This window comes from Spirillospora sp. NPDC048911 (genome assembly GCF_043198015.1).
Taxonomy (GTDB): domain Bacteria; phylum Actinomycetota; class Actinomycetes; order Streptosporangiales; family Streptosporangiaceae; genus Spirillospora.
On sequence record NZ_JBICUD010000005.1, the window covers coordinates 75,442 to 90,789 of the forward strand.

Sequence of the window (15,348 nt, forward strand, 5' to 3'; positions counted from 1 at the left end):
CGATGCTGCGGATGTCCCTGAGCACGTTCCGCGAGCGCTGGCCGCTGTTCGCCGGAGCGATCCTGACCGTGACGCTGGGCGTGGCCCTCGTCCAGTCGTCCGTGCTGGTGCTGATGGCCACGGGTGAGCCGAAAGTCCCGCCCGGAGTCTCAGGCGAGGAGGCCGAGCAGATCCGGGAGGGCTACGTCGGCGCCGCGACCCTGCTGGGGATGGCGGTGCCGCTGGCCATGTTCCTCGCCGTCTTCATCGTCGGCTCCACGTTCGCGTTCACGGTGGCGCAGCGGCGCCGGGAGCTCGCGCTGCTGCGGGTGGTCGGCGGGAGCAGGCCGCAACTGGTCCGCCTGCTGCTGTCGGAGGCATTGCTGCTGGGGCTGACCGGCAGTGTGCTCGGCATCGTCGTGGGCGTGCCCGCGACGTCGGTCCAGTCGTGGCTGCTGGTGCGGATCGGCCTGCTGCCCGGCGGCTTCTCCGCGCCGTGGTCGTTCGCGATCGTGCCGGTGTCGCTGGGCGTCGGGATCGGGGTCGCCGTCTGCGGCGTGCTGACCGCCTCCTGGAACGCGGCGCGGCTCCGTCCGCTCGACGCCGTCCGGCACGGGCCGGGCGCGGGCCGGGTGATGACCGCGGGCCGCTGGTTGTTCGGGCTGAGCGCGCTGGCCCTCACGATCCTGCTGGTGGCGGCGGGCCAGTCGGCGGATCTGCTCGGTGCCCTGCTGATCGCGATGGCGGTCTCCGTACTCGGTTCGGTGGCGCTGAGCCGGCTGAGCCCGCTGGCCGTGCCGCTCACCGCCCGGCTGTTCGGTGCCGCCCTGCGCGGCACGGCGCTGGGCGAGCTCGCCCAGGCCAACCTGCGGGACGGGGTACGGCGCAACGCGTCGACCGCCGCGCCCCTCATCGTGCTCGTCGGGCTGCTCATCGGGCTCAGCGGCGCGCTCGGCTCGCTGGCCCGCGCCACCGGCGCGGACCTCAGGAGGATCACCGCCGCGGATCTCGTCGTCGGGTCGACCGGTGCCGGGGCCGCCCGTCTCGCGGGGATCCCGGGGGTGGCCGTCACCTCGCCGCAGGTGCCGGTGGAAGTCTCCGTGACGGCCCGCCACCGGGTGGGGCAGCGGTCCTACCGGCGGACGCACCATTCGGGGGTCACGGCGGTCGATCCCGTGGCGTACCAGCGCACGCACCGCCTCGTACCGCGGTCCGGCTCACTCGCGGAGCTACGGGGCCGCACGGTCGCGATCGGGCCCCGCCTGGCGGCCGGCGGCGTACGGGGAGACAGCGTGACCGCCCGGATCGGCGGCCGGACGCTGCGGCTGCGGATCGTCGCGAGGCTGCCGGAGACCTTGGAGAACGGAGGCGACAGCTTCCTGGTGCCGCATGACCTGATCCCCGCCGGGCTCACCGCGAACGCACCGGCCGAGACCCTCGTCCAGGTCGCGCCGGGCGCCTCGCCAGACGACGTCGGCCGGCGCATTCAGGCCGCGGGAATCGGCACGGTCCGGACGGTCGCGGCGTGGGCCGACGGCAGGGTCGCCGAGCAACAGCGCGGAATGAACGGGATCATGACGGTCCTGATGGGACTGTCGGGCCTCTACGCGGCGGTGGCCGTCGTCAACGCGGTGGTCATCGCCGGTGCCGAGCGGCGGACGGAGTTCGCGGTCGCCCGGGTCACCGGGCTGAGCCGGGCGCAGGTGGTCGGGACGGCGCTGATCGAGTCGGCGGCCGTCACGTCCATCGGGCTGTTCCTGGGCGCGCTGGTGGCCGCGGGCGCGCTGGCGGGATTCCGGCCGGGGCCGGGTGGCGTGCAGGTCCTGGCGGTTCCGTGGGGCCTGCTCGGGCTGCTGACCGCCGGGGCGTTCCTCGTGACCGGGATCGCGAGCGTCCTGACCTCATGGGCGGCCACCAGGCCGTCGCCGGTCGCGCTGGTCGCCGCCCGCGAGTGACTCGTCCGGCGAGTCGGGCCGCTGCGAGCAGCCCGTGTGGATGAGGCCGCCGCGAGCGGTCCGTGTGGACGGGGGCGCCGGAAACGGGACGCGGCGTGCCGTCCCCCGGAGGTCCGGGAGGCGGCACGCCGCGTTCGTGTTCCTGCGTTCAGGTGGCCGATCCGGTCAGCGGACCAGGCGGCCGCCCTTCCAGTCGAAGCCGGCCGTGATGTTGCCGCGCTTGGCGGCGGCACGGGCCTGGCCGTTCACCGGCAGGGTGCTGAGCGCCAGCCGCTGCGTGACGGCGGCGATGCCGTCGGCGTTGGTGTCCAGCAGGTGCCAGTTGATGTTGGTCAGCCGGTCGCACTTGGCGTGGTAGCACGGGTCGTACGGCTGGCCGGCCTTACCACCGAAGATCTTGGCCTCGTCGGCCGTCTTGATGCCCTCGGCGCCGGTGTCGATGCCGCCGGCCGGGATGCCCGCCTCGAGGAACGGCCCGTAGTCGGAGCGGCCGTTGAACTCGCTCGGCACGGTCGGCAGCTTGCGCTTGGCGTAGTACTGGTTGAACATCTTCTGGATCGCCGCCGAGCCGGCCGGGGCCGTCGGGTCCGAGCCGTTGTAGACGCCGCGGACGCCGTTCGGGGAGGCGGTCATGTCGAAGTTCAGGTTGAGGGCGATCTTCGCCTTCTGCGCGGCCGTCAGGTGCGTGACGTAGTAGTCGGCGCCGACGAGGCCCGACTCCTCGGCACCCCACCAGGCGAAGCGGACCTTGTTCTTCAGGCCCTTCTTGCCCAGCTTGTTGATCTTCTGGGCGACCGCCAGGATGCTGGCCGAGCCGGAGCCGTTGTCGTTGATGCCGGGGCCCTCGGCGACGCTGTCGAGGTGGGCGCCGACGACGATCACGTTGTTGGGGTTGCCCCACTTGCTCTCGGCGATGACGTTGGCGACCTGCTTCGGCGTGTTGGTCACCTCGGTCTTGACGCGCACCTTGAGCGTCTTGGCGTCGGCCGCCGGGCGGAGCTCGGTGCCGATCTTGTACGTGGTGCCGATGACCGGGATCGGGGCCGGCTTGTCCAGGCCGAAGACGGCGGGAGTGTCGACCGGCACGTCCGGGCCCTGCCGCTGGTAGATGATCACAGCGCTGGCGCCGGCGGCGACCGCGTTGTCGACCTTGTCGACGAACGCGCAGGTGCCGCGGCGGATCAGGGCGATGTCGCCCTTCTGGATGCCGTTGAAGTCGGCGGCCTCGCAGCCGCTGTGACCCTCGGGCCCCTGGTCGCCGGCCAGGTCGACCGGGAAGACGTTCGCGGTCACGTCGCCGGAGCCGGAGTACTCCCAGGTGCCGTACTCGGTGTCGGGCTTGTAGGACGTCGGGGTCGGCGCGGTCTGCTCGAAGGCGCCCGGGCCGTCCTGCTTGAAGATCCAGAACGGGAAGTTCTGCACCTTCGGCGTGAGCCCGGCCTTCTTGAGCTCGTTGACGACGTACTTGACCGAGATGTCGTAGCCCGCCAGGCCCGACTTGCGGTTGCCGCCGTTGTAGTCGGCGATCGTCTGGAGGTTGACCAGGTGCCGCTTGATGTCCTTGACCGTCACCAGCTTCGCCAGGTCGGGCTTCGGCTTGGGCTTCGGCTTGGCGGCCGCCTCGGCGGCCGGCGCGGTGACGAGTGACACGGCCAGAAGGGCCGCGGCGCCCGCAGCGAACCTACGCAATATTCGCTCCTGTGGGGGAAATGGCGGGGGATTTGTGGTGATCTCGCCATTTCGCCACAAGAGTCACTTGCGCCACAAGAGCGATCGCTATGACAGTTTTATCTCAATTGGGACAAACAGTGAAATACGGACTGATTGTCAGAAGCCGGTCACAGCCCGTGCTCCCCGGTCGTCGTCACGGGATGCCGATCACGGTTCGTGTTGCGGAAGATCGACCGGGAATCCGGGGGGCGCGGCCTCGAGCCACGCGAGAAAGCCGGTCAGCGCGGAACCGCTCATCGCCAGTTCCGCGGTCAGGTCGCCGTCCCGTACCTCGATGACGGTGACGTCCGGGAGCAGGCCGGCGGCCTCCTCCCCCTCGGGGACGCGCCGGCCGGCTATGACGAGGCCCCGGCGGTGGATCACCTGCCGGGGCCTGCGCCGGAAACCGAAGACGCGGTGCCAGTTGAGCACATCGCCCTTGTAGCGGCCGATGCCGAGCCGCCAGGCGCCGGGGGCGCCGTCCTGCGCGAGCACGCGCAGGCTGCACTCCACCGCGCCGCCGCCGCGGACGAACAGCCATCGCCGTACCGTCATCGCGACGAACAGGAGTGCCACCAGGAGAACGACGGCGGCGAGCACCCCGCCCACGTCCAGTGCCAGGTGCCCGCCCAAGTCCCCCGCCGTTCCCGGCTAAGCCTCTTGGCCCGCCGCGCGCAGCCGCGCCCGGGCCCGCCGTTCGGCGGTCGAGTCCTCTTCGCCGCCCGCGCGGGCGGCTTCCAGGTCCTGCCGCGCGGACGCGACATCGACCTCGGTGCCCAGCTCGGCGAGCTCGGCCAGGACCGACACCTCGTCGCCGGCGATGGAGAAGAAGCCGCTGCCGACCATGGCGGAGATCCACTCACCGCCGTCGGCGGGCTCGACCTTCACCACGCTGCCGTCGAGCAGGACGCCCAGCACCGGGGCGTGACCCGGCATGATGCCGAGCTGGCCCTCGACGGTCTGGGCGACCACCATCTTGGCCTCGCCGGACCAGATCTCACGCTCCGGTGAGACCAGGCCGACCTTCAGGGTTGCCACGTGTCACTCCTCCGAATACTGGATCGGAACCCGCCGCGGTCCGGCGGGCGGGCCCGGCCCTGCCGGGCCCGCCCGCCGGAGCGGGTTACTTCTCCAGCTCCTTGGCCTTCTTCTCGACATCCTCGATGCCGCCGCACATGAAGAACGCCTGCTCCGGGATGTGGTCGTACTTGCCCTCGGCGATCGCCTTGAAGGACGCGACGGTCTCGTCCTTGGGCACGGTCACGCCGGGCTGGCCGGTGAACTGCTCGGCCACGTACATCGGGTGCGACAGGAACCGCTCGATGCGCCGCGCCCGGTTGACGGTGACCTTGTCCTCTTCGGAGAGCTCGTCGATACCGAGGATCGCGATGATGTCCTGCAGCTCCTTGTACTTCTGCAGGATCCGCCGCACCTCCTGGGCGACCGAGTAGTGCTCGACGCCGAGGATCTGCGGGTCCATGATCCGCGAGGTGGAGTCGAGCGGGTCGACCGCCGGGAAGATGCCCTTCTCGGAGATGGCACGCGAGAGCACCGTGGTCGCGTCGAGGTGCGCGAACGTGGTGTGCGGCGCCGGGTCGGTGATGTCGTCCGCGGGCACGTAGATCGCCTGCATCGAGGTGATCGAGTGACCCTTGGTCGAGGTGATCCGCTCCTGCAGCACGCCCATCTCGTCGGCCAGCGTGGGCTGGTAGCCCACCGCCGACGGCATGCGGCCCAGCAGGGTGGAGACCTCGGAACCGGCCTGGGTGAAGCGGAAGATGTTGTCGATGAACAACATCACGTCCTGGCCCTGGACGTCCCGGAAGTACTCCGCCATGGTCAGCGCGGACAACGCCACCCGCAGCCGGGTGCCCGGGGGCTCGTCCATCTGGCCGAAGACGAGGGCGGTGTCCTTGAGGACGTCCGCCTCTTCCATCTCCACCCAGAGGTCGTTGCCCTCACGGGTGCGCTCGCCGACACCCGCGAAGCAGGAGGTGCCACCGAAGTTGCGGGCGACGCGCCGGATCATCTCCTGGATGAGGACGGTCTTGCCCACACCCGCGCCGCCGAACAGGCCGATCTTGCCGCCCTTGACGTACGGGGACAGCAGGTCGATGACCTTGATGCCGGTCTCCAGCATCTCGGTCCGCGACTCCAGCTGGTCGAACGCCGGAGCCTTGCGGTGGATGCCCCAGCGCTCGGTGACCTCCAGGGAGGCGGTCGGCACGTCGAGCGTCTCGCCGAGGGCGTTCCACACGTGGCCCTTGGTCACGTCGCCGACCGGCACCGAGATCGGGCCGCCGGTGTCGGTGACGGCCGCGCCGCGCACCAGACCGTCGGTCGGCTGCATCGAGATGGCGCGGACCATGTTGTCACCGAGGTCCTGGGCGACCTCGAAGGTCAGGGTCTTGGTCTCGTCGCCGAGCGTGACCTCGGTCTTGAGCGCGTTGTAGATGGGCGGAATGGCGTCGGCGGGGAACTCCACGTCGACGACCGGGCCGATGATCCGGACGACGCGCCCGGTGGCGGTCGCCGTTTCTACCTGTGCAGTCATTCTTACTCCCCGCCAGAATCGGCGAGCGCGTCAGCGCCACCGACGATCTCGCTGATTTCCTGGGTGATCGCCGCCTGCCGCGCCTGGTTCATCTGGCGCGTGTAGACACCGATCAGTTCGTTGGCATTGTCGGTCGCCGACTTCATCGCCCGGCGGCGCGAGGCGTGCTCGGACGCGGCCGACTGGAGCAGCATGTGGTAGATGCGGCTCTCGATGTAGGACGGCAGCAGCCGGTCGAGCACGGTCTCGGCGGTCGGCTCGAACTCGTACGCCGGGGGGACCTGCTCGGCGTCGGTCTCCTCGATGTCGAGCGGCAGCAGCCGCCGGACCTGCACCGACTGGGTCAGCATCGAGACGAACTCGGTGTAGACCACATGGATCTCACCGACGCCGCCCTCGGCGTCGGTCTTGAGGAAGTCGGCCGCCAGCCGCTGCCCGATCCGCTCCGCGTCGGCGAACGCGGGACGGTCGCTGAAGCCCGTCCAGTCGGCCTCGATGTCACGGTCGCGGAACCGGTACCAGGTCAGGGCCTTGTTGCCGACCAGATACGGCAGCGGCTCCTTGCCCTGCTCGCGCAGGGCCTTGATCAGCGACTCGGCCTCACGGATGACGTTGGCGTTGTAGCCGCCGGCGAACCCGCGGTCGCTCGTCACGATGAGCACGGCGGACCGCTTGTCCTCCGGCTGCTCCTTGAGCAGCGGGTGGTCGATGCCGACCTGGTGGCTGACCAGGGCGGTGATCGCCTGCGTGATCTGGTCGGCGTACGGCTTGGAGGCCGCCACCGCGTTCTGGGCCTTGACGATGCGCGAGGTCGCGATCATCTCCTGGGCCCGGGTGATCTTCGCAGTCGACTTCACCGACCTGATCTGCTGCCGGAGTTGGCGAAGTTGTGCCATCGCCGATCAGGCCTTCTTGGTGACGCGGGTGATCTTCTCCTGCTCGACGTCCTCGGCGTCGAGCGGCTCGATCGACTCGTCGTCCTGGACGAGAAGGTCGCCCCCGCTGGTCTCGAAGCCCTTCTTGAACTCCGTGACGGCGTCCTTGAGGGTGGTCAGGCCGTCGTCGTCGAGCTGGCCCGTCTCGCGGATCGAGGTGAGCAGGCCGCCCTGGTTGCGCTCGATGTGCTCGAGGAACTCGGACTCGAAGCGGCGCACGTCCTCGACCGGCACGTCGTCGAGCTGACCGGTCGTGCCGGCCCACACCGAGACGACCTGCTTCTCCACCGGGTAGGGGGAGAACTGCGGCTGCTTGAGCAGCTCGACCAGGCGGGCGCCGCGGTCGAGCTGGGCGCGGGACGCCGCGTCCAGGTCGGACGCGAAGGCGGCGAACGCCTCCAGGTCACGGAACTGGGACAGCGCCAGCCGCAGCGTGCCGGCGACCTTGCGCATCGCCTTGACCTGAGCGGAGCCACCGACCCGGGAGACGGAGATACCGACGTTGATCGCAGGGCGGACGCCCTGGTTGAACAGGTCGGTCTCCAGGAAGCACTGGCCGTCGGTGATGGAGATGACGTTGGTCGGGATGAACGCCGACACGTCGTTGCCCTTGGTCTCGATGATCGGCAGACCCGTCATCGAACCGGCGCCCAAGTCGTCCGACAGCTTCGCGCAACGCTCCAGGAGCCGCGAGTGCAGGTAGAAGACGTCACCCGGGTAGGCCTCACGGCCCGGCGGGCGGCGCAGCAGCAGCGACACGGCGCGGTAGGCCTCGGCCTGCTTCGACAGGTCGTCGAAGACGATCAGGACGTGCTTGCCCTGGTACATCCAGTGCTGGCCGATCGCCGACCCCGTGTAGGGGGCGATGTACTTGTAGCCCGCGGGCTCGGAGGCGGGCGCGGCCACGATCGTGGTGTACTCCAGCGCACCGGCCTCTTCGAGGGTGCGGCGCACGTTGGCGATCGTGGAGCCCTTCTGGCCGATCGCGACGTAGATGCAGCGGACCTGCTTGCTCTCGTCGCCGGAGAGCCAGGCTTCCTTCTGGTTGATGATGGTGTCGATGCAGACCGTGGTCTTGCCGGTCTGCCGGTCACCGATGATCAGCTGCCGCTGGCCCCGGCCGATCGGCGTCATCGAGTCGATGGCCTTGATGCCGGTCTGCAGCGGCTCCTTGACCGACTGCCGCTGAACGACGGACGGAGCCTGCAGCTCCAGCGCCCGCCGCTCGGTCGTCTCGATCGCGCCCTTGCCGTCGATCGGGTTGCCCAGCGCGTCCACGACGCGACCGAGGAAGGCGTCGCCGACCGGGGTCGACAGCACCTCACCGGTGCGGCGGACCTTCTGGCCCTCCTCGATCTTGCTGAAGTCACCCAGGACAACGGCACCGATCTCACGGGCGTCCAGGTTCAGAGCCAGGCCACGGGTGCCGTCCTCGAATTCGAGGATCTCGTTGGCCATCGCCGAGGGCAGGCCCTCGACGTGGGCGATACCGTCGCCGGAATCGACAACGGTGCCGACCTCTTCGCGCGCGGCGGCCTCAGGCTCGTACGACTGGACGAAGCGCTCCAGCGCGGTCCGGATCTCATCCGGACGGATCGTCAGCTCCGCCATGATTCCTCTCTTGCTCCCTTAGGGGTCAGCTCGGTATTCATCTGGGGAGCGACCCCCAGACCCCCGCGCGCGGCGGACGAAGCTGTTCGCTCCGCTGGCGCTCCGCTGCGGGCATCATCCGTCGTCTCAGCTCGCGAGCCGCCGGCGGACGTCGTCCAGCCGTCCGGCGATCGTGCCGTCGATGATCTCGTCCCCGATCTGGATCGACAGTCCGCCGATCGCCGTGGGGTCGAGTTCGATGTTCAGGTGTACTTCGTGCCCGTACGCGGTGGCCAGGACCGCCGCGAGCCGCGTCCGCTGCGCCTCGGACAGCTCCACCGAGGTGCGCACCAGCGCCACCAGACGCTCCCGGCGCTGCGCGACGAGCTTGCCGAATTCGGCGAGCCCGCCCTCCAGGCTACGTCCTCGCGGGCGCAGCACCAGCTCGGTGATCAGCGTCAGCGTGGCGGGGGTGACCTTGCCCTCCAGGAGCGTGGTCACCAGCCCCTCCTTGCGGTCCGCCGGCAGCCCGGGCCCGGCGAGCGCGCCGCGCAACTGCGGCTCGGCCTCGATGACCCGGGAGAACCGGAACAGCTCGTCCTCCAGGTCGTCCAGCCGCCCGTCGGCCTCGGCGCGGGCGGACTCGGCGTTGACCGCGAGGGTCTCGACCGCGTCCGACAGCTCCGCCGGCTTGGACCAGCGCAGCCGGACGACATCGGCGACCAGCCCGAGAGCGGCCGGCGAGACCTTGCCCTCGAGCAGCCCCTGGATGAGCCGCGCCTTGTCGGCGCCGTCCCGCGCCGGGTCGGAGACCGCCCGCCGCAGGCCGTGCTCGCGGTCGATCAGGTGCAGCACCGCGAACAGGTCGCCGCCAAGGGCGGACAGGTCGGCGGACGGGATGACCGCCTCCAGCCGTTCCCTGGCCTCCGCCAGCGACGCCCTGCTCACCGCTCCCGTGATGGTCATGAGGTGATCTGCTCCTGCGTACGAGCCCGGCCCTCGAGCTCCTCGAGGAACCGGTCGACCACGCGGCTCTGCCGGGCGGAGTCCTCGAGGGACTCGCCGACGACACGGCCGGCCAGCTCGACCGACAGCGTGCCGACCTCGGCCCGGAGCTGCTGCAACGCCTGCTGCCGCTCGGCCTCGATCTGCGACTGCGCCGCCTCGACGATGCGCCGCGACTCGGCCTGCGCCTGCTCGCGCATCTCGGCGACGATCTGCGCGCCCTGCTCGCGAGCCTCCTCGCGCAGCCGGGACGCCTCGTGCCGGGCCTCGGCCAGCTTGGCCTTGTAGTCGTCAAGCGTGGCCTGGGCCTCCGCCTGCGCCGCCTCGGCCCGCTTCAGCCCGCCCTCGATCGCGTCCGTCCGCTCCTCGAGCGTCTGGCGGATCTGCGGGACGAGCTTCCAGCCGACCAGGAGCAGCACGATCGCGAAGGCGATGGTGCCGACGACCAGCTCGGAGGTGTGCGGCAGGATCGGGTTACTGTCCTCGGCCGCCAGCGAGGCGGCGAGAAGCTTCGTCATGAGACTTCCGCCTTCCTGTCAGAAGTAGCAGGGGCGGTTTACTTGTGCACGAAGGGCACAACGAAACCGATGAGGGCGAGCGCCTCGGTCAGCGCGAAGCCCAGCAGCATGTTCTGGCGGATGACGTTGGTCAGCTCCGGCTGGCGGGCAATGGCCTGCACACCCTGACCGAAGATGATGCCCACGCCGATACCGGGGCCGATGGCAGCCAGACCGTAGGCAACGGCGCCAAGGCTGCCGCTGACGGAGTCGGACGCGGCAAGGACGTTGACGGCTTCAGCGAGCATGAGCTCTTTTCCTTTTCACTCGGACCGATGGGTGCTGCCCCATCGGAGCTTTGCGGTTGCGGGTGGTGGTGCGGTCAGTGGTCCGGGTGCAGAGCGCCGCCGATGTAGGAGGCGGCCAGCAGGGTGAAGATGAACGCCTGCAGGCTCTGCACGAAGATCTCGAAGGCGGTCATGACGACCGTCATGAGGAAGCCGACGACGCCGATACCCGCCCCCAGGACGGTGAGCTTCTCGGCCAGGAACCACCAGGCGACGGTGGCGAAGAACGCGATGAGGAGGTGGCCGGCGAACATGTTCGCGAAGAGCCGGACGGCGTGGGTGAACGGCCGCAGGATGATGTTCGACAGCAGCTCGATCGGGGCCAGGATCACGTAGAGCGGCTTGGGAAGACCCGGCGGGAACATCATGTTCTTGAAGTAACCGACCAGTCCCTGGTGCTTGATGCTGAGGAACAGCATCATCACGTACACCACGAGCGCGAGGACGATCGGGAAGGCGATGTGCGACGTGGCCGGCAACTGGAGCACCGGTACCACGCCCGCCAGGTTCATGAACAGGACGAAGAAGAACGTGGTGAAGAGGAACGGCATCCACTTGTCGCCGTCCTTGCCGATCATCGGGCGGGCCACCTGGTCGCGGACGAACAGGTAGGCGACCTCACCGACGTTCTGGACCCCCCGCGGCACGAGCTTGGGGCTGCGGAAGGCGGACCAGGAGAACCAGGTGAGCGCGACGACGGCCAGCGCGACGATCAGAACCGGCTTCGTCAGCCACGAGGGTGCACCATCCCAGAGGGGGCCCCAGTCAAAGATCTCAAGTCCGGGAGCTTCGAACTCATCTCCGCTCCCGGAGGCGAGGAGGTGCGGCGCGCTCACGCGGCAGTCCCTTCGTCGGTGACCAACGGTTTAGTCGGTGCTTGCTTGTGCGTGCCCCAAGGGCGCGACTTAAGTCCAAAGACGGTGTTGGTCTTCTCCGCCGGCGGCGCCGTCAGCGTCCGTAGCGGTGGTAGACCAGGTAGAGCGCGAGACCGAGGCCCACCAGGATTCCGATGGGGAACAGCGCCGAGGTGCCCAGCCAGCGATCCAGGAGCCAGCCGAGACCACCGTAGACGGCCATCCCGCTCAGCACGTAGCTGGGGATGGACCAGGCGGCGTTGGCAAAGCTGCGGTGGTCCGAATCGTCGGACCCCGGATCGGGCCGATGCCCCTCCTCGCTCATCGCAGGACGGACCATAGCAGGCCACCCCCCTGGTGGTCATATTGGAGTAGTCCACTTGTGCCAACGGCGCCCACGGGGTCATCACGGGCTCCGGTCGGCGGCGGGCCCGGGGGTCTGCGCGGGCTCGTCGATGTACAACATCTTCGTCTTGAGGGTGTGGCGGATCTCGGCGCCGATCCACACCAGGGTGAGGGCGATGACGGACCAGGCGAAGGCCTGGGAGTTCCACGCGGTCACGTCGCTGAAGACCGCGACGAGCGCGAACATCGCGAAGATCTTGGTGATGTAGCTGAAGACGGCGGCCGCGAACATCATCTGCGCGGAGATCTTGGACGCGTAGCTGACGGCCACCACACTGATGCTGAAGAATGCGATCACCACGACCGTGGCGATTGCGGCACCCAGCGCCCCCTTGGCTCCGCCGAGCAGGAGGCCGGCCAGAACGGCGGCGGCTCCCGCGAGGGCGGACGGGATCGCGGCGCCGCGGAGGATCCGGGCGTCGGAAGGCTGCATGTGGGCTCCGGCTGGTCACTTTCAGTGTTCGTCTCTTGTTCGTGAAAGGTATCACAAGCGTCCAGAACGCCCACAATTACCCTAGAGGTAACGCACCGAGCGTTCGCCATTGTGACTTCTCACACACGGACTGTAGCCCAGGTCGTCCTTCGACTCTCCGGAAAGCCCCTGGCCGGGCCCGCCCGGGTCAGACGGGCTGGCGAGGGCGGGGAGCCGGGGCCGGGGCGCCCGCGTGGCGCGGGGCGCGCCGCCGCATGCGCGGAAGCGCGACCATCACGACCACTCCGCCGATCGCGACGACGATGGTGACCGAGGCCACGAGCACCACCGAGTTGGTGGTGGACAGGCCCACCAGGCTCGACGCGATCAGCGCGACCCAGAAGTACATGATCAGGACGGCGCGCCGGTGTGAGTGGCCGAGCTCCAGCAACCTGTGATGGAGATGTTGCTTGTCCGGGGCGAACGGAGAGCGACCCTGATTGGTACGGCGCCAAACGGCGAGCAACATGTCGATGAACGGCACGATCGCGACCGACGGCACCAGCAGGATCGGCACCCACAGCGGCATCTGCGCGTACGCGCCGATGTTGGCGGGGTCGAACGTTCCGGTCAGCATGATCGTCGCGGCGCTCAGCAGCAGGCCGATGAGCATCGACCCGGTGTCGCCCATGAAGATCCGCGCCGGGTTGAAGTTGTGCGGCAGGAAGCCCGCGCAGATGCCGACCAGCACCGCCGCGGTCAGCGTCGAGCCGGTCAGCGTGGTCAGCCCGTTGGTGTACGAGAGCAGGTAGCCGTAGGAGAACAGGGCCAGCGCGGCGATGCCCACCACGCCCGCGGCCAGCCCGTCCAGGCCGTCGATGAAGTTCACCGCGTTGATCGTGGCGACCACGATGAAGACGGTCAGCGGCACGCCGTACGCCGGGGGCAGCGACATCGCCTCGCCGGTGGGCAGGGGCAGCTGGTAGAGCTGGATGCCCTGCATGACGAAGATGCCGGCCGCCGCGACCTGGCCCGCGAACTTGGTGAGCGCGTCCACGCCCCAGCGGTCGTCGGCGATGCCGATCAGCACGATCAGCCCGCCCGACAGCAGCAGGGCCTTGCCGGTGCCGATGTCCGTCCTCTCCAGGACCTTGCCCATCACCGGCAGGCCGTGCGCCAGCACGAGCGCCGCCGCCAGCCCGCCGAACATCGCCAGCCCGCCCAGCCGCGGCGTCGGGATGACGTGGACGTCGCGGTCGCGGGGCGCGGCCTGCGCGCCGAACCACACGGCGAAGCTGCGCACGGCGGGGGTCAGCAGGTAGGTGACGAGGGCGGCGACCAGGATGGTGAGCAGGTACTCGCGCACGCCCCGTGCCTCCCCTCACCCTCGCCGCCGCTGAATCAGAAGTCCGCCGGGGACGATCCGTTCATCCCGGCGGCGTTCCGACCAACTCTAATCTCCCAATCCGGTGACCGCTGCGTGTTCTCTTGCCCGAAATCGCTGTGTCCAGGCCGCCGCGGCTCCCGTGATCACCAGCGCGAGGCCCGCCAGACACCCGTCACCCAGCGAGAACGCCCAGAAGCCGCGGACCACGATGTCATCGGCGAGATCTCCTGCGATCAGCACGGCGCCCAGCGCCATCAGCGCCGTCCCGGCGTACCGGCGCGGCGCCGGACGGCGCGCCAGCAGCACGATCGCGCCGAGCGCCAGGGCCAGCGCGGCGGTGCCCGCCCACGAGCCCTGCCAGTGCGGACGGGCGTAGTGCGGCGGCGGCACCTCGATCGCGCCCTTGGGCAGGCTGACCCGGATGCTCATGGTCTCGCGCGGCCGCAGCCCGCGTTGCGTGAAGTCGACCGCGTACGGGCCGTCGCGGTCGCGCAGGCAGCGCGTGGAGGACTGGGCCGTCCCCGCGTGGCACGTGACGCGCTTGAGCGGGACGGGCCCCTCCACCCGGACGGCCGCCTCGCCGATCGGCACGTCCCAGTCGCCGCCGAGCGCGTCCCACAGCAGCTCGTCGTGATGGGGGTACGGGGTGAAGGCCCAGGCCACGTCGTACTCGATGACGTACGCCTGCCGCCCGCGCACCCGGCGCCGCGAGTCACCGACGCTGATCTGCACGTCGTGCAGCATCTTGGCGGTCTCGGCCCTGGCGGGCGCGCCGGTGGAGGAGCTGGTGCGCACGTCGCGGATGTCGAACAGCCGGTTCTTCTTGCGGTACGAGACGCGGCGGACGATCCCGTGCTCGCCGCCCCGGTCGAAGTCGTAGGTGATCGTTTCCCGGACGTGCAGGAGCCCGCCGGAACCGATGGTCAGCACCACGTCGTACGTCGGGATGCTCTCGGCCACCGGCGGCGGCTCCGGCGCGGCGTGCGTGGGTGTGGCGTGCGTGGACGTAGCGTGCGCGGGCAGCGCGAACGCGATGGTCACCAGCAGCATCCCCGCAGTGACCACCGGGCCTCGGAACCAGCCACGCACCTCAGGCATGTCCCCACCGTCGCCGCGTGCTCGACGTAACCGCGTGCTCGACGTAACGAAGTGCACACCCTACGGAGTAGAACGGCACTCCGCGTCTAAGCTACGTGCCGTGTCCACTGTCGGGCGCGGCCTCCTCGGGGGAATCGTCGGGGCCGCGCTGATCACGGGTTGCGCCTGGGAGCCTTCCCTCTCGGAATCGTCCGACCGCCTCGAAGCCGACGCGTTCCACGTTCTGCGGGACGGCGCCGAGCGTCTCGGCGGGCCGGGCGCCCGTCCCCGCACGCTCAGCGACAGGACGGCCCCATGCTCGGGCGGGGCTCGGCACACGCTGCGCGCCGAGCTCCCGCTGCGTCCCGGCCCGTCCCCCGTCGTCCTCGTCGACCAGGCCACCGGCGTCACCCTCGGCCTGATCGGCGACCGCGGCTACCGCCTGGCCGAACCACCTCGCGGCAAGGGCGGCCACCGCTCGTTCACCATGACGCGCGACGGTCCCGCCGTCACGTTCACAGTGCGCCTGCAAGCCGGCGCACACCCGACGCTGACCCTCGACGGCGTCACTCCCTGCCTGCCTGGATGAGACCTGGAAGTGGGCTGAAAGACGGGCAATGGACCCATAAGGTCATTCCCGT

At 69.8% G+C, this 15,348-nt stretch carries 16 protein-coding genes; 2 read left to right on the forward strand and 14 right to left on the reverse strand.

The window, feature by feature from the left end; translation table 11 throughout:
• Positions 1 to 2: 2 nt before the first annotated feature.
• Positions 3 to 1,934 (forward strand): FtsX-like permease family protein, encoded by a 1,932-nt coding sequence (locus ACGFNU_RS23130; protein WP_392596674.1) that lies wholly within the window; start codon positions 3 to 5, stop codon positions 1,932 to 1,934.
• A gap of 165 nt (positions 1,935 to 2,099) precedes the next feature.
• Here the strand turns inward: ACGFNU_RS23130 and ACGFNU_RS23135 are convergent, their stop codons facing one another.
• The 14 genes from ACGFNU_RS23135 to ACGFNU_RS23200 form a co-directional block, all read right to left on the reverse strand.
• The gene (locus ACGFNU_RS23135) at positions 2,100 to 3,623 is read right to left on the reverse strand and encodes a M28 family peptidase (protein ID WP_392596676.1); all 1,524 of its coding nucleotides are present in this window, start codon (positions 3,621 to 3,623) and stop codon (positions 2,100 to 2,102) included.
• 189 nt (positions 3,624 to 3,812) lie between these two features.
• A complete protein-coding gene (locus ACGFNU_RS23140; RefSeq protein WP_392596677.1) occupies positions 3,813 to 4,277 on the reverse strand; it encodes a DUF2550 domain-containing protein in 465 nt (154 codons plus the stop codon).
• Between the two features lie 18 nt (positions 4,278 to 4,295).
• Positions 4,296 to 4,682 (reverse strand): F0F1 ATP synthase subunit epsilon, encoded by a 387-nt coding sequence (locus ACGFNU_RS23145; protein WP_392596678.1) that lies wholly within the window; start codon positions 4,680 to 4,682, stop codon positions 4,296 to 4,298.
• Positions 4,683 to 4,767: 85 nt separating this feature from the next.
• Positions 4,768 to 6,198 (reverse strand): F0F1 ATP synthase subunit beta, encoded by a 1,431-nt coding sequence (gene atpD, locus ACGFNU_RS23150; protein ID WP_392596679.1) that lies wholly within the window; start codon positions 6,196 to 6,198, stop codon positions 4,768 to 4,770.
• Between the two features lie 2 nt (positions 6,199 to 6,200).
• Positions 6,201 to 7,094 (reverse strand): F0F1 ATP synthase subunit gamma, encoded by an 894-nt coding sequence (locus tag ACGFNU_RS23155; RefSeq protein WP_392596680.1) that lies wholly within the window; start codon positions 7,092 to 7,094, stop codon positions 6,201 to 6,203.
• A 6-nt stretch (positions 7,095 to 7,100) separates the two neighbouring features.
• A complete protein-coding gene (gene atpA / locus ACGFNU_RS23160; protein ID WP_392596681.1) occupies positions 7,101 to 8,744 on the reverse strand; it encodes a F0F1 ATP synthase subunit alpha in 1,644 nt (547 codons plus the stop codon).
• Positions 8,745 to 8,870: 126 nt separating this feature from the next.
• Positions 8,871 to 9,689 (reverse strand): F0F1 ATP synthase subunit delta, encoded by an 819-nt coding sequence (locus tag ACGFNU_RS23165; RefSeq protein ID WP_392596683.1) that lies wholly within the window; start codon positions 9,687 to 9,689, stop codon positions 8,871 to 8,873.
• Positions 9,686 to 10,246: a F0F1 ATP synthase subunit B gene (locus tag ACGFNU_RS23170; RefSeq protein WP_392596685.1), complete on the reverse strand. Its 561-nt coding sequence runs from the start codon at positions 10,244 to 10,246 to the stop codon at positions 9,686 to 9,688. The genes ACGFNU_RS23165 and ACGFNU_RS23170 overlap by 4 nt, the downstream gene beginning before the upstream one ends.
• A 38-nt stretch (positions 10,247 to 10,284) precedes the next feature.
• Positions 10,285 to 10,533 (reverse strand): ATP synthase F0 subunit C, encoded by a 249-nt coding sequence (gene atpE, locus ACGFNU_RS23175; protein WP_392596687.1) that lies wholly within the window; start codon positions 10,531 to 10,533, stop codon positions 10,285 to 10,287.
• Between the two features lie 74 nt (positions 10,534 to 10,607).
• Positions 10,608 to 11,408 carry a F0F1 ATP synthase subunit A gene (atpB, locus tag ACGFNU_RS23180; protein WP_392596688.1) on the reverse strand — a complete coding sequence of 267 codons (801 nt, stop codon included), beginning with the start codon at positions 11,406 to 11,408 and terminating at the stop codon, positions 10,608 to 10,610.
• Positions 11,409 to 11,520: 112 nt separating this feature from the next.
• Complete coding sequence (locus ACGFNU_RS23185; protein WP_392596690.1) at positions 11,521 to 11,751, reverse strand: AtpZ/AtpI family protein; 231 nt, start codon at positions 11,749 to 11,751, stop codon at positions 11,521 to 11,523.
• An 81-nt stretch (positions 11,752 to 11,832) separates the two neighbouring features.
• Positions 11,833 to 12,264, reverse strand: coding sequence for a hypothetical protein (locus ACGFNU_RS23190; RefSeq protein WP_392596691.1), 432 nt, complete (start codon positions 12,262 to 12,264; stop codon positions 11,833 to 11,835).
• 187 nt (positions 12,265 to 12,451) lie between these two features.
• On the reverse strand, positions 12,452 to 13,609 hold the full coding sequence (locus tag ACGFNU_RS23195) for a glycosyltransferase family 4 protein (protein ID WP_392596693.1): 1,158 nt from the start codon (positions 13,607 to 13,609) through the stop codon (positions 12,452 to 12,454).
• A gap of 87 nt (positions 13,610 to 13,696) precedes the next feature.
• Entirely contained in the window at positions 13,697 to 14,728 is a 1,032-nt protein-coding gene (locus tag ACGFNU_RS23200; RefSeq protein ID WP_392596694.1) for a DUF2207 domain-containing protein, read from the reverse strand.
• A gap of 100 nt (positions 14,729 to 14,828) precedes the next feature.
• Between ACGFNU_RS23200 and ACGFNU_RS23205 the strand changes: the two genes are divergently transcribed.
• Positions 14,829 to 15,296, forward strand: a complete 468-nt coding sequence (locus tag ACGFNU_RS23205; protein ID WP_392596696.1) for a hypothetical protein — start codon at positions 14,829 to 14,831, stop codon at positions 15,294 to 15,296.
• The last annotated feature ends 52 nt before the right edge of the window (positions 15,297 to 15,348 follow it).

What these genes read in the sequence shown, in the direction of transcription:
- ACGFNU_RS23170 (WP_392596685.1), bottom strand. Translation starts at nt 10,246, where the DNA reads ATGACGAAGCTTCTCGCCGCCTCGCTGGCGGCCGAGGACAGTAACCCG.
- ACGFNU_RS23165 (WP_392596683.1), bottom strand. Translation starts at nt 9,689, where the DNA reads ATGACCATCACGGGAGCGGTGAGCAGGGCGTCGCTGGCGGAGGCCAGG.
- ACGFNU_RS23130 (WP_392596674.1), top strand. Translation starts at nt 3, where the DNA reads ATGCTGCGGATGTCCCTGAGCACGTTCCGCGAGCGCTGGCCGCTGTTC.
- ACGFNU_RS23190 (WP_392596691.1), bottom strand. Translation starts at nt 12,264, where the DNA reads ATGCAGCCTTCCGACGCCCGGATCCTCCGCGGCGCCGCGATCCCGTCC.
- atpA (WP_392596681.1), bottom strand. Translation starts at nt 8,744, where the DNA reads ATGGCGGAGCTGACGATCCGTCCGGATGAGATCCGGACCGCGCTGGAG.
- ACGFNU_RS23185 (WP_392596690.1), bottom strand. Translation starts at nt 11,751, where the DNA reads ATGAGCGAGGAGGGGCATCGGCCCGATCCGGGGTCCGACGATTCGGAC.
- ACGFNU_RS23155 (WP_392596680.1), bottom strand. Translation starts at nt 7,094, where the DNA reads ATGGCACAACTTCGCCAACTCCGGCAGCAGATCAGGTCGGTGAAGTCG.
- atpE (WP_392596687.1), bottom strand. Translation starts at nt 10,533, where the DNA reads ATGCTCGCTGAAGCCGTCAACGTCCTTGCCGCGTCCGACTCCGTCAGC.
- atpD (WP_392596679.1), bottom strand. Translation starts at nt 6,198, where the DNA reads ATGACTGCACAGGTAGAAACGGCGACCGCCACCGGGCGCGTCGTCCGG.
- ACGFNU_RS23200 (WP_392596694.1), bottom strand. Translation starts at nt 14,728, where the DNA reads ATGCCTGAGGTGCGTGGCTGGTTCCGAGGCCCGGTGGTCACTGCGGGG.